Origin of the sequence: Desulfocucumis palustris (assembly GCF_002933875.1) — a bacterium.
GTDB classification, from domain to species: domain Bacteria; phylum Bacillota; class Desulfotomaculia; order Desulfotomaculales; family Desulfocucumaceae; genus Desulfocucumis; species Desulfocucumis palustris.
In genome coordinates this window covers 57,709-70,951 of the sequence record NZ_BFAV01000042.1, presented here as the reverse complement: position 1 = coordinate 70,951, position 13,243 = coordinate 57,709, and the positions used below count along the sequence as shown (strand labels likewise).

General features: G+C 49.2%; 13 protein-coding genes and 1 riboswitch. All 13 genes read right to left on the bottom strand.

Annotated elements, in window-relative coordinates; translation table 11 throughout:
* Positions 1 to 155: 155 nt before the first annotated feature.
* The 13 genes from DCCM_RS03680 to DCCM_RS03625 all read right to left on the bottom strand — a co-directional run bounded on the left by DCCM_RS03680 (position 156) and on the right by DCCM_RS03625 (position 13,154).
* Complete coding sequence (locus DCCM_RS03680; RefSeq protein ID WP_104371100.1) at positions 156 to 851, bottom strand: Vitamin B12 dependent methionine synthase activation subunit; 696 nt, start codon at positions 849 to 851, stop codon at positions 156 to 158.
* 88 nt (positions 852 to 939) lie between these two features.
* The gene (locus DCCM_RS03675; protein WP_104371099.1) at positions 940 to 2,793 is read right to left on the bottom strand and encodes an ASKHA domain-containing protein; all 1,854 of its coding nucleotides are present in this window, start codon (positions 2,791 to 2,793) and stop codon (positions 940 to 942) included.
* Between the two features lie 110 nt (positions 2,794 to 2,903).
* Positions 2,904 to 3,602 (bottom strand): GntR family transcriptional regulator, encoded by a 699-nt coding sequence (locus tag DCCM_RS03670; RefSeq protein ID WP_104371098.1) that lies wholly within the window; start codon positions 3,600 to 3,602, stop codon positions 2,904 to 2,906.
* On the bottom strand, positions 3,595 to 4,275 hold the full coding sequence (locus tag DCCM_RS03665) for a cobalamin B12-binding domain-containing protein (RefSeq protein WP_104371097.1): 681 nt from the start codon (positions 4,273 to 4,275) through the stop codon (positions 3,595 to 3,597). The genes DCCM_RS03670 and DCCM_RS03665 overlap by 8 nt, the downstream gene beginning before the upstream one ends.
* Before the next feature lie 43 nt (positions 4,276 to 4,318).
* Positions 4,319 to 5,005, bottom strand: coding sequence for a DUF1638 domain-containing protein (locus DCCM_RS03660; RefSeq protein WP_104371110.1), 687 nt, complete (start codon positions 5,003 to 5,005; stop codon positions 4,319 to 4,321).
* A gap of 241 nt (positions 5,006 to 5,246) precedes the next feature.
* Positions 5,247 to 5,390 (bottom strand): hypothetical protein, encoded by a 144-nt coding sequence (locus DCCM_RS18400; RefSeq protein WP_165792007.1) that lies wholly within the window; start codon positions 5,388 to 5,390, stop codon positions 5,247 to 5,249.
* A 14-nt stretch (positions 5,391 to 5,404) separates the two neighbouring features.
* Positions 5,405 to 6,559 carry a uroporphyrinogen decarboxylase family protein gene (locus tag DCCM_RS03655; RefSeq protein ID WP_104371096.1) on the bottom strand — a complete coding sequence of 385 codons (1,155 nt, stop codon included), beginning with the start codon at positions 6,557 to 6,559 and terminating at the stop codon, positions 5,405 to 5,407.
* Entirely contained in the window at positions 6,560 to 7,198 is a 639-nt protein-coding gene (locus DCCM_RS03650; protein WP_104371095.1) for a cobalamin B12-binding domain-containing protein, read from the bottom strand.
* Between the two features lie 122 nt (positions 7,199 to 7,320).
* The gene (locus DCCM_RS03645) at positions 7,321 to 8,130 is read right to left on the bottom strand and encodes a methyltetrahydrofolate cobalamin methyltransferase (RefSeq protein ID WP_104371094.1); all 810 of its coding nucleotides are present in this window, start codon (positions 8,128 to 8,130) and stop codon (positions 7,321 to 7,323) included.
* Positions 8,131 to 8,387: 257 nt separating this feature from the next.
* Positions 8,388 to 9,242 carry an ABC transporter permease gene (locus DCCM_RS03640; protein ID WP_104371093.1) on the bottom strand — a complete coding sequence of 285 codons (855 nt, stop codon included), beginning with the start codon at positions 9,240 to 9,242 and terminating at the stop codon, positions 8,388 to 8,390.
* A 5-nt stretch (positions 9,243 to 9,247) separates the two neighbouring features.
* Entirely contained in the window at positions 9,248 to 10,168 is a 921-nt protein-coding gene (locus tag DCCM_RS03635) for a betaine/proline/choline family ABC transporter ATP-binding protein (RefSeq protein WP_104371092.1), read from the bottom strand.
* A 1-nt stretch (position 10,169) separates the two neighbouring features.
* Positions 10,170 to 11,225, bottom strand: a complete 1,056-nt coding sequence (locus DCCM_RS03630) for an ABC transporter substrate-binding protein (RefSeq protein ID WP_104371091.1) — start codon at positions 11,223 to 11,225, stop codon at positions 10,170 to 10,172.
* Between the two features lie 171 nt (positions 11,226 to 11,396).
* Positions 11,397 to 11,537, bottom strand: a riboswitch (cyclic di-AMP (ydaO/yuaA leader).
* A 444-nt stretch (positions 11,538 to 11,981) separates the two neighbouring features.
* Positions 11,982 to 13,154: a YibE/F family protein gene (locus DCCM_RS03625; protein WP_231702638.1), complete on the bottom strand. Its 1,173-nt coding sequence runs from the start codon at positions 13,152 to 13,154 to the stop codon at positions 11,982 to 11,984.
* Positions 13,155 to 13,243 lie beyond the last annotated feature (89 nt).

Here is a 13,243-nt window from a genome sequence, read left to right as displayed (position 1 = left end):
AAAAACAATAAACATGTTGCTAAACTACCGCCCGAGGCCGTTCAAAAAGCTCCAGATGCAAGGCGCGGCAAGGCCTCAAGCGGAAACGTACTCATACTACGTCGAGCATTGAGGCCGCAGCCGCAACGCAGCAGATGGACTTTTTCAACGGCCTCCTAGAAATGGCTTATATGGCATTTTTTCTGTAGGCTGCAGAAATCACAATGGGTTTTCCCCCCAAAGTCCGGCAGGTCGCGTCCCGCGGCCAGCACCATGGCAATGGACTTGCGGGGCAGCATTAAATTTGAATCTGTCAGGCGAAGCCCCATTTGCCCGGCGTTAAGCAGGTGAAAAATGGTTTTTATATCCTCCAGGGAGTTCCAGTATGAATGGCCGGGGCCCAGGGAAAAGGTCGTATTCAGGCCTGCCTTTTGGTAATGCTCATTTATTTTGTCCTTTGCCGCAATACCGCTTTTAAGGATGTATGCCGTTCCGCCGGCGTTAAGAACAAAGGCTTCCAGGGTTCTGCCGGCCTTACTGTAATATTCCTCGCGTTGGTCTAGGGCGCTTCCAATTGTCATGACGAAAAGAATTAATTTTTCGGCGGCTCCCGCCACCCTGGCCAAAAGACTGCTGGTAAGCTTCTTCCCTCCCTCAAGAAAAAGCTCCCCCTCACCGGCGCCCAGCACGTCGACCTCCCGCCAGAGCACTGCCGGGCGAACCAACGAGGCGGCCTCCGCCAAAACCCGGCCGTGCAATTCCAACGTGCTTGGACGGGGAGGGCTTTTGCTGTAGTCAGCCCCTTCCGCCCGGAAAATATCTTCTATGGTCACATCCGGCAATTCAATTTCCCAAATAATGGGCTCGGTCATGTCTTTGCTTCAGTCCTTTTCTGATTAATTAAAATGAAAATAAATAATAAACCATTAGCCGGGATCGCAAAGGGTGTTCGCCGGACCGTCAGGGGATTTGCCTGAAATATGTGGATTCCGCAAAAATACTGTTAAATTTGGGATAGCTGCCCAGTTCGACGAATTCAACAATATTGGCGATATTACTTGCCCTGCGGTATTCACCGGAGGAAAGCAAAGCCAATCTGGAGCCGGTGCCCGCGGCATTGCCGATCATTTTTATCTTTTCTTCCAGTTCCAAAGGTATTAATCCTATTACACACGCGCTGTGCGGGTTTAAATAATTCCCAAAGGCTCCGGCCAGCAGGACCTCTTTAATATCGTCAAACCGGGCGCCGCGGATTTCCATTAAAACCCTGATGCCCGCGGCCATGGCCCCCTTGGCCAGCTGAAGTTCCCGGATATCGCCCTGGGTAATCACAACCGGCCTGCCATTACCGGTTTTATCCGCCCCTGCCAGCAAAAATGCCCTTTGGCCCTCGTGCTCTATAATATTGTCTTTAAACATTTGGGCGGCGCTATTTGTTAATTTGTCCCGGGGAATGAATCTTCCCCTCCGGTCAAGCATGCCCAGTTCCAGCAGACCCGCCACCGCGTCAAGCAAGGCGGAACCGCAGATACCCAGGGGACTGCCCCCTCCGATCACGGAGTATTCAATTTTATCCCCAAAACAGACATGATCGATTGCCCCGACAGCGCCCCGCATGCCGCAGCTTATCTGCGCCCCTTCAAAGGCAGGCCCGGCCGCGGCAGAGCAGGCAACCATTTTTTCTCCGGAGCCCAGGGCTATTTCCCCGTTTGTGCCGATATCTATAACCAGTTTGATATCCTCACTCCGGTCAATTTCCGTGGCCAGCAGCACCGCCGTGGTGTCGGCCCCCACAAAACCCGCGATATTGGGCAACATGAATATTTTACCCGCGGGGTTTATGTAAATTTGCAACTCCCCGGCATTTATCACCAGGGGCTCGCCCACAGCCGGCACATATGGCGATACCGCGATATTCCTGGGATTTATGCCGATAAACAGGTGATGCATACAGGTGTTTGCGGCAACGGTTAACCCGTAAATCAGGTTTCTGTTTATACCGGCTTTTTCCGCCGCTTCCCCGATTAGCCTGTTAACAGCCTCTATCACCGCCCGGTGCAGTTTGTCAAGCCCGTCTTCCTCCCGGCCCGCGAAGGTAATGCGGGAAATAACATCCGCGCCGAACTTGGTCTGGGGATTGAGGGTGGACACCACGGCCAGCTCTTTGCCGGAATAAAGGTCCAGCAGGTATCCCACAATGGTTGTGGTGCCTATATCAAAAGCCATTCCCAGCATGGTCCCGGTGGTGTCCAGGCCCTCGACGCCCACCACCCTATTGCCGTGTATTACCGCGGTAACCCGGTGCTCAGCCCCCCGCAGGGTATCCGGCAGCCGCCGCAGGAGGGCAACCGGCACCTCCGGGGCGGGGTGATGGACGCCTTGTTCGGCCAGGCTGTCTTTAACCCGCTGCCAGTCCGGGCGCTGGGCAGCCAGGGAAGGCTTTTCCACCTCAACAAATATTTTATTCAGATGCGGCTCGATCTGAAAGGCCCTCTCCTTTGAGGCTATTAAAATATTGTGTTGCAGTTGCTTATAGTCGATCAGTTCCACCACAACATTGTCCCGGACCCTGGTGCTGCAGGCCAGTCGGATTCCGCTCCCCAATTCTTTTTCATCCAGAATCTCCAGCTCCCCGGAGGTGGGCACACCGGCTCCCAGTAAAACCTTCACCCGGCATTTCCCGCACTTGCCCTGACCGCCGCAGGGAAAATCAAAATCAATTCCGGCCCCGTCCATTGCTTCCATGAGGGTGCTGTCTTCCGGCACTTCCGTTTCCAGATTTTGAGGTTGAAAAAGGACTTTATATTTTTTCAAGGCAAAAATCCCCCTTATTTGTTGCAGTATCCGGTCAAGGGTTTAAAAAAACTAAACTGCACCGGTTAATGATGCAGCCTGTCCAACGTCCCTCCGGCAATTTTGAGTTTTCATTGACTAGTTCCCTGCAATTTAATATAGTCTCCCCGGAAATAGGTTATCCCCAGTCCAACCGGCTTGTTTTCCCCGTTGTAAAGCTTTTGCTCAACCACCAGCAGGGCAAGATCATCGTAAATATTTAAATATCTTTTTATATCCTCATCCGGTATGGCGGCATAAATTATCAGTTCTTTCTTCAACCCGAAATAAGAAACCCTTTTGGACAACATTTCCGGAAAGGTTGCGTGTTCGATTTCCTTTTCCACCACGGGCATACCTTTTTGATACAGCAAATATTTAATGTCATAAGCCACAGGAGCGCCATCCGTATAGAACAGCCTGCGGATCATAATGACATTTTTATTCCTGGTAATATGCAAATCGCCGGCCAGCTTCTCATCGGGCATAATGATATTTACTTCCAGCAGTCTGGCTTTATCAACACTGTTAATGGCATTGTTCATTTCATCGTAGTAAATGGTATATTTATTAAGCTCCGGTTTTTGAACAAAATTACCTTTGCCCGGAATTGAATAAATGTAACCCTCATTAGCCAGAATGGCAAGACCTTTTCTTACAGTCATCCGGCTGGCGCCATATTCTTTGCATAAAGCTGTTTCCGAAGAAACCACGTCGCCCGGTTTTAATTCTGTGCTATTTATTTTTCTTTTAATATCCTCAACTATTTTCAGGTAAACCGGACTAACCATTATTATTTACTCCCTGCTTATTAGTGCAATTCATCCATTCCTTGCAGACTTTTACCCCAACCGAAGCGTCATTGGCAAAGTTATCCGCCCCTATAAATTTACAGGACTCTTCCGTCAGATGGTTGCCACCCACAATAATCTTTACCTTATCTCTGAGCCCGGCTCCCGCAAAAGCGTCCACCACCTCTTTCATGGTGTCCACGGTGTTTGTCAACACTCCGCTAAGCCCCAAAATATCCGGTTTATATTCCTCATATTTTTTCAGAAAATGCTCCTTGGGAACATCCACCCCGACATCAACAACCTCAAAGCCGTTTGCCTCCAGCATCCCCCGGATAATATCCTTGCCAATATCGTGAATGTCCCCTTTCACGGTACCAAGGACAACTGAGCCAATTTTATTATTGTGCTTGATGTTGAAATGGGCGGTCATTTTATCCAGTTCCAACACCTGTTTAAATATAAGTCCGGCCATTATCAAATCAGCTATATAATAGCGCTTGTTTTCGTAAAGTTGCCCCACCCTGTTCATACCCTGATTGATCAAATCCAGCAGGTACAGCGGTTCCATGCCGTCCTCCAGCAGCTCGGCGGCCAGCTTAACGGCATTTACCTCGTCCAGCTGCTCCACGTGCTTTATCAGTGACCTTTGCTTTTTCCGGAAATCTTTCATTTTACCCTCCACTCAAATATCATTTTAACAAAATCATTTAAGTTTACCCGGCCCCGGTTTGATTGGACGGCACCGGGCGGGCCAATCCGAAGTGGCCTATATTAACCGTCCCGCCCTTCGGGATTAAGCAAAAGTCATCATTATAAGGCCCCGTGAGCAGCTTCTTCAAAAACCAAATGTCACCCTTGGCCATTATCAGCTCCAGATCGGTGTTTTTGGCCAATTCTTCGGCTTTGTCAAAACAATCCTCCAATTTATAGGCTCCGGTGTCTATCAGCATAAAATACCGGTAATGTTTAAGCATCAGCTCGAAAATTCTTTTTGTCCTTTTCTCTCCATAGCGTTCCATGGCATGGCTGTATTCGGCCAATATGCTTTTGGAGCCTTCCATCCAGCCCCTGGTTAAAAAATAGACCTGTTTCTGGCGTTCAAACTTTTCACCGGGCCTGCCCAGCACCATGGATATGCAGTCTTCGGTCCTGGGGATAATCAGTCCGGCGGTGGTGGCCTTTAAACCCACCAGGCCGTTGCCGCAGCAGCCATAGGCAAATAAAACGCTTTCAATATCTTTTAAATTATCTATTTCAAGTTGAAGTTTTGACCTTAAAAGATTCGGGTCCAGATGGTAATCGGATTCCACCCAGATCACGGGACAACCGCACCCGGTTTCCCGCATCGCCAGATTCAGTTCATCCTCAAGGGTTCGGCAGGCAATAATGGCATAGCTCATGCAAACAACCTCTCCGGCCGGCAATATAACAATGCCGGGTTTAAACAACCATTCCTACGCATTACTACAATATAACAGTTTATATCTTAAAATTGGTATCTATTTTTGTCAACTCATGGACACTGCCCGGCTGTCAGATTGAAATAGTACAGAGAGAGAACAATCTCTCTCTGTACTTACTGACGTTTACCCTATCGGCAGCGGCTTTTTTTATTTATTGAGATAGGCCCTGGGCAGCCGCCTAAACCAGCAGGAACATAATGAAACTAAACATCATTTCCTCATAGCTCTGCATTTTGCCGGCCATTGCCTTTTCTTGTTTTTCATCTATTTCAGGGTGTTCGGCTTTATACTGCTCCCAGGTTTTATAGTAATTTGTATTCAAACAAAATCCCTCCTTTAATAATTAGCGTTTGTGCTCACGTATTCCAGCACTGCCTGTAAGTTTTCAACATTAACGCTGTCCAGTGTCACCGGGGATTTATCCAGATTAAACAAATACTTTCCACCCGGCGCCAGAATATCGATAAGCTCTTTTGCCTTGTCTATGCACTGCTGTTTTGTGCCTGTTTTCAAAAGTGAAACGGGATAGAAACCGGAAATGATATGTTTCTTGCCTATTTTTTCCTTGGCGAGTTTAGGATCGCCGTATTCAAACATAATCCTGGTATTTTCAGGCAGTTCCTCCAGATAATCAAGATACCTCATCCAATCCTGCTCCGCGAACAGGAATGACGGGTATCCGGCCTCCGCCAGGGCCTCCACCAGCCTCTTAAATGTGGGCCAATACAATTTGGCAAAATCCTTTTCACGCAAATACGGCGCCATGTGCAGTGGAATAAACGTGGAGGCGTGTTTTGAGGGAACCGGAGGCACGCCCATTTTTATCATTAACGGAGTTGCGGCCTCAGCCGCCGCTTCCACTTTATCAGGCATCCTTCTTACATCAATGGAAATGCCCTTAAATCCCCTTAACTGGTCCGCCACAAAATCAAAAGGGGCCTCACAGAATCCGGCAAACAGGTTTACGTCGGTATAGCCGTATTTTTGAATCAGCTTGCCGTATACCATTCCCGCATGGCCCATTTCATCGTGGAACGCTTTGAAAGCCTTGGCCAATGTCATTGCTTTTGTAACCGGGTCTTTGTCCAGTTCGGTATATAATTTGGGTAATATTTTTTCCATGATGCAGTTAAAGGGCGAGGCGATAAAAGCATCGTAGTCTTCCCGGGCCAATCCCTCAACCTCGGGGTGCTGCAGGAAGCCGCTGGAGCTCATAACGAAATTTTTGGCTCCCAGCAGTTTATAAAATGAAGGAAATCTGAAGGCCAATACCGGAAGCATATCCGAAGCAAAATCCTGGCAGGCCTTGTCAAATATTTCCTCCAGCATTTCGGTATTCCACTGGGCATCGGCCAGATCCTGTCCCGCGTACTGGATGCAAAACTCAATGGGTAAATTTACGGAAACCGGTACCCTTTTGGGGATCCTGCCTGCGAACAAATCATCGAATATCTGATTTCTTTCCTGGGCCAGAGCCATTGCATCACTCATTTATTTCACCCACCCCTGACATATTTTAACGCCTTCCGCGGCATTTGTGGTAAACGCGTCCGCGCCGATCATGTTGCAAGCTTCCTCTGTAACAGGGTTCCCGCCGATGATTAATTTCACACCGTCGCGCAATCCCGCTTCCTTCAGCGCCTCCACGGTATTTTTCATTGAATCCAGAGCCAGGGTAAGTACTCCGCTCATTCCAACTATTTCAGGATTAACTTCTTTCACCTTTTCCACAAAGGCGCTGGCAGGCGCGTCTATGCCCAGGTCGTACACCTCGAAGCCCGCTGCTTCCGACATGCTTTTGAAAATGTTTTTGCCAATATCGTGCAAGTCCCCCTGCACCGTGGCAAGAACCATTTTACCAATTTTGGCGGTGTTTTCTCCGCCCATCACAGGTTTTAAAATATCGATAGCCGATGTAAGCAATTCCCCGGCGAATATCAGATCTCCCACAAAGTATTCCTTGGCATCGAATAAATCTCCCACAATGGCCATGCCCTGCTGGCAGGCGCTTACCACCATGGCGGTATCCTGGGGGCTGGGATTGGAAGCCACAAATTCATTCAGCAATCCCAATACCTTTTTTTCATCCAGATCTCCCACTGCTTTAGTTAGCTCTTGCATATCCAGCATACTTTTGTCCTCCTTTTTTGCACTACATGACTATATTGATACGTATCTGTATATACAGGTTAAGGAACGATCAACACTCCCGTTAGCGGGCTTGTACGTTGGTTGAAAAGACAGCTGCCTTTTCATTCATTTTTGGGCGGGCCAATTTTGTTTTTACGGTAGGCATTGGCAAAATTCCTACAGTATCTGTCCCGGCCAAGCAATGCTTCAGTTGTTAAAAGTGTGGTTAATATATCTCTGTTACAAGGGTCCAGAATGGCGGAATCCATTCCCGCATAAACCGCGATGGCTAAAAAGTGCTGGTTTACAATTTTTCTAAGGGGCATGCCGAAAGAAATGTTACTTAAACCCGAAGTTACCTTAATTGTGGGGTAGAGTTTTTTTACAGCCGTTAATGTGTCGGCAAAGTTCAACAATGACCGGTTATCTGCCGACAGCGCCATTACCAGGGGGTCGATGTGTATTCTGTCGGGAGTTATATCATATTTTTGAGCCTTTTCCACCAATATTTTAGTTATATCCACCCTGGTCTGAACATCGGAGGGAATTCCCCTTTTGTCACAGGTTAATGCAATAACCTGCCATTCAGTTCCCTGAATCATCGGATAAATGGTTTCGCATTTTTCGCCTTCCTCGGAAACCGAGTTGATTATGCCGGGCTTTTTGGCATGCCCGAAAACCTTGGCGATTGTTTTCGGATTGGGACTGTCAATACATAACGGTTTATCAACAGCACCCTGAACGATGTCCATCAGCCATATTAAAGTTTCAGCCTCAATTTCCGGCGCGGTGCCGGCACATACATCAATGTAGTCGGCCCCTGCTTCAGCCTGGTTTATGGCAATGCTGCGGATAAATTCTTCGTCCTTTGCTGCTATGGCCTTTTTTACTCCCGGAATGGTCCCATTGATTTTTTCACCGATTATTATCAATTTTGACAAGCCTCCCTCCCTCATAACATAGTATTTTTTGTCTCTACACGTATATACATGTATCTATATACTATCCTATCATTTATGACCACTTTGTCAATAATCAAATTTGCCGAAAAATTGTAATTTTCTGTTGCAATCCCTTTTGGCCTGCTGCAAGCTCCTTTTAAAAAAAAGGATTCTCACCATATGCCGTGAGAATCCCTAACTTTTGGTAGCTCCCAGGGAAGACTTACGCCGGTAATGACCGGGCCGGATCAGTTTACCTTGGGCGGCTGCCAGCGCCTGGCCAAACCCTGGGTGGTGCGATCGATGACGATAGCCAGCGCCACAACCGCGAAGCCGGCTTCAAAACCATTGCCGACGGCGATTCGGTTAATGGAAATCAGCACCTTCTCACCCAGACCCCCGGCGCCAATCATACTGGCAATCACCACCATCGCCAGAGCCATCATGGTTGTTTGATTTAGCCCGGCCAATATTGAGGGCATCGCCAAGGGCAGGCGGACCTCCCGCATGATCTGCCAGCGGGTGGCGCCGAAAGCGCCGGCGGCTTCCTGCACGCTGGCGGAAACCTGGCGAATACCCAGGTTGGTTAAACGAACCAGGGGCGGAACCGCGTAAATCAGGGTCGCGATTACAGCCGGCACCTTCCCCAGCCCGAAAAGCATCAATGCCGGAATGAGATAAACAAAACTGGGCATGGTCTGCATGGCGTCAAGCAGTGGTGTGGCCACAGCGTTAATCCGGTCGGACTCGGCCATTGCAATTCCCAGCGGAATGCTGATGGCAAAGGCTATGGTGACCGAGGTTATGACAATTGCCAGGGTCTCCATTGCCTCCGCCCAGAGCCCGAAGACACCGATTGCCATCAATAGAATAATCAGCCCCGCGGTTTTAACCAGCCTGCGTGTCTGAAGCCAGCGGATGGCTGCCACAGCCGCAATCCATAGCCACCACGGGACAAACATCAGCCCGGATTGTATCTTCAGCAGCAGCAGGAGAATCAAATTTGTAAGCACGTTAAAAGTGCTTCCCCATTCCACCGTAAGCCACTTGACGAAGACGTCGATATATGAGGCTATATGAAATTGAAGCATTTCCGGAAACACGCCGCTCACCTCCCGATATCGGCCAAATTCTTCTGCCGGCCCATGGGCAAAACACATCCCCCGGAATTCCGCGGGCCCGCCTGTTTACCGTTATCTTCGGTTAAAAGTGCCGCCCGGCGCTCATCCTGGACAAAACGCCGGACATACTCATCAACCGGGTTCATTACGATTTCCCTGGGCCGCCCCACATGGACAAAAGTACCCTCCCGCATTACCGCCATCCGGTCACCCAGGCGCAACGCTTCATTTAAATCATGGGTAACAAAAAGAATTGTCTTTTGCAGTTCTTCCTGAAGCCTTATCAATTCATCCTGCATTTCCCGGCGAATCAACGGATCCAGGCCGCTGAACGGCTCATCCATTAAGAGCAGTTCCGGATCATGCAGCAAGGCCCGGGCAATCCCGACCCGCTGCTGCATTCCGCCGGACAGGTCACCGGGATAGCGTTTCTCCCACCCCGCCAGGCCAACCTGCTTAATTGCTTTAAACGCCGCCTCTTCCCGCTGGGAACGGTTAACACCGCGAAGCTTCAAGCCGAAGGAAACATTCTCCAGCACGTTGCGGTGCGGCAAAAGACCGTAATGCTGGAAAACCATGGCCACCCTTGTGCGACGGAACCCAGTCAACTGCCGATCATCCATTGCCGTTACGTCCTCGCCGTCCACCAGCACTCTCCCGGCGGTAGGTTCGATCAGCCGCAGGATACAGCGGATAAGCGTCGATTTGCCGCTGCCCGAAAGCCCCATGATGACAAAAACTTCGCCCCGTTCAACCCTGAAGGATATGTCCCGCACCGCTGCCACCGCCCCGCAGGCCTCCGCCTTCTCAAGGAAGCCGGGGTCTTTTATATCAACATCCCTATTGGGCAGTCCAAATATTTTCTTCAGGTGCTCAACCTCAAGCAGGGGGAAATGCTTTGACGGCATCTTACTTCACCTCTTTCAACGCGCCTTCGACCTTTTGGGCCACATTCGAGGGAACCCATGTCCGCCAGACATCCGGATATTGCCTTAAGTACCATATGGCCGCGGCCCTTGCGTCCACCCCGTTATCGTGCATATAAGCCAGGGCCGAATTGGTTTGCTCCAGAGTGGTATTATAGTTATCTAAAAAATCCACCAGTTCGGGAGCAGTCTTTTCCAGTTTACTGTTAACTGCAACATGAACCTCGGTGGGCGGAAAGCTGCAGCCGTGATTTGTATTCCACAATTTTTCGTCATAAGGAGGTTCAGCCAGCATGGTCATGTCCAATTTACCCATTATCCAGGTGGGCTCCCAATAATAACCCAACCAGGGTTTCCCCTGCTCATAAGCGGATACAATGGAGGTGGATAGGGCTGAGTCGGAGCCGGTGCTAAAAACGCTGTAGTATTTATCAAGACCATAGGCCTTTATTTTATCCCCGTTGATATCCGTAACGACCCACCCGGGAGGGCTATTGTAAAAACGGCCTTTATCGGGACTCTCGGCGTCCTTAAAAAGCTGCCGGTATTTCGGAAGATCGCTGACCGATTTGAGATCGGGAGCCATGGGTTTGATTCCCCGGGAAGAATCCCCCTTGATTACATAAGTAGGCACATACCAGCCCTGGGGAGAATCCGGGAAATTGGGGCCCAGATCCGTTACCTCACCGGAATCAATCAACTTCTGATAGGCTTCCTGCACATTCTGGACCCATATTTCCATGGTGGCGTCAACGTTCCCCTTGCCAAGGCCCTGCAGTATCGGCACAGTTTCACCGAACAAATAATCTACCGGATACCCGTAACCATGCTCCACAATAAACCCGGCTACACGGTTGTGAACCTGCGCACTGTCCCAACTGAAGTCGCCAAAGACTATTTTCTTTTTTTCACCGGAATTCTCCGTGCCGTTTTTTTCACCGCTATCCCCGCAGCCCCCCGGAATCAGCCACAGGAGCAACAGCAATGAAAGCAGCAAAAAAGATTTCCACCACCGGTAAATTCCGCTCTTCTTAGACATAATCCAAACAACCTCCTATCATAAATTAAAAGCCCGAACACGGTGTTTCCACGGCAGGCGTACCTTTTTCTTCGAAGAAAGGCTCTGCTGTGCTCCAAAAGGTCGCAAGTTACAAAGCAGGCAATAAGCGGCAAAATAAAAGGGCTGGTACAGGCTCGAGCGTTAAAAAACACTCAAAAGCCAATAAGCCCACGAGGTTGGCTGCAGGACCCGGGCAGGCAGCCCAAACACGACACTATCCAATGCTAAAAATTTGCCCCGAAGAATGGTTCCCCCGCGTCTCATCACCGTAAACTTCGGCTTTTTATTCTTTAACAAAAAAATTGTATCAATAATCCAGACAACTTGTCAACATATTATGAGTTGTAATTAGGGTGACGCTTTACTTTGTTACTGTCTCTGTGTAAAGTCAGTATTAAATAGAAATTTATGGCATAGGGAAGCTGTATGGGGAGAGAAACCAGAATCCACTATTACGGGGCAGTCAGTCACATTATCGCCAGGGGCAATAATACAAGTGAGCCTTGGGTTCGGAAGAGGTTATTCCTCTACCGGACATACGTTGGGGACATTCCTCACCCCATAGTCAGGCTCTCATAGAGGTTGTCCCCTTTCCTAAAAAGCGAACTTAGTTCGAGCTAACAGCCTGCAAGACCCCTGCCTTGAAGGCCGGGGTCTTGCAGGCTGTTAGCCAGATTAAAGAAAGAATTTTTTACGAATATGCGGAGAAATTAACAAAGTAAAGCCTGACCCCAATTATTGGCGGCGTTTTTTGGTTAGTAGAATTCCGGCTGAAATGGCTGTGAAGGGAGCCACCGCCACCAGCCCCAAACTGCCTACCACGGTATGCATTATTTCCTTGGACACATACTTCAGGTTAAGAATGTTAACAACCGGTGTGCCCTGGGCCATGAAAACCATCAGCAGGGCTATGTATCCTCCCGTGTAGGCGAATAAAAGGGTGGTTGTCATGGTGCCCACCACGGTCCTGCCCACGTTAAAACCGCAGTGTATGGCCTCGGCAGTGGTGATGTCCGGGTTTTTTTCCACCACTTCATTGACGGCGGCGGCTATGTCGATGGCCAGATCCATAAGGGCGCCGGCTGATGCTATGAATACAACGGCAATTAATATTTCCGTCAGATTCAGATTAGCGTATCCCGCATAGAGCAGTGTTTCGGAATGGGGCAGCACGGCTCCGTGGATTTTAAAACTTTCGCCGAAGACTATTGCCATTATGGTTGTGAGTAAAGTTCCCGCCAGGGAACCCAGGGCCGCGGCCATGGATTTCCGGTTGATCCCCCCCACCATGAAAAGAATTGTGGTGGTGGTTGCAACCACAAAAAACAGAGAAATGATGATGGGATTCCATCCCTTGAGCAGCAGGGGAATAAGCAATTTCCAGATCATTAAAACGGTCAGTAAAAAAGACAGCAGCGCCTTGGCCCCGGTCCAGCGGGCGAATAGTAAAAGGAACAGGGCGAAAATGCCGAACAGGAACGCCTCCAGGTTAATGCGGTAATGGTCAATCATGGTTACATATCTTATTGTTTGACCGGTATAGTCGATAACCACCAGGGCCTTGTCCCCGGCCGTAAAAACCTTATCCACCTCGAGCCTGCCGTTGAATCTGTTGTTGGCATAAGCCTGCTGTCCCTTAAAGGGGCCGTCCAGTATTTCCACTTTGCAAATCTGTTCGCCCTGGAACACAAAACTAATGGTGCTAAAAACGTTATCATTATTTACTTCCAGCACCCGGGCCACTGCCCGGACGCTGTCGGGATAATCATTTGTTGGAAATCCGGTGGGCATTAGCGCCAGAATTATGATAAAAATCATAACCAGCAGGTTAAAAGCAAGTTCCCGGGGGGGAATACCCCGGAAGCGCGCTGATATATAACCGGTTATGGCGGAAGTTTTGCTTGACAATGTTATTGCCTCCAGCAGTTGTAAATTTGACCGCAATATAAAAACCTGAGCGGGTTTATCCCGCTCAGGACAGGTAACACATAATCCAC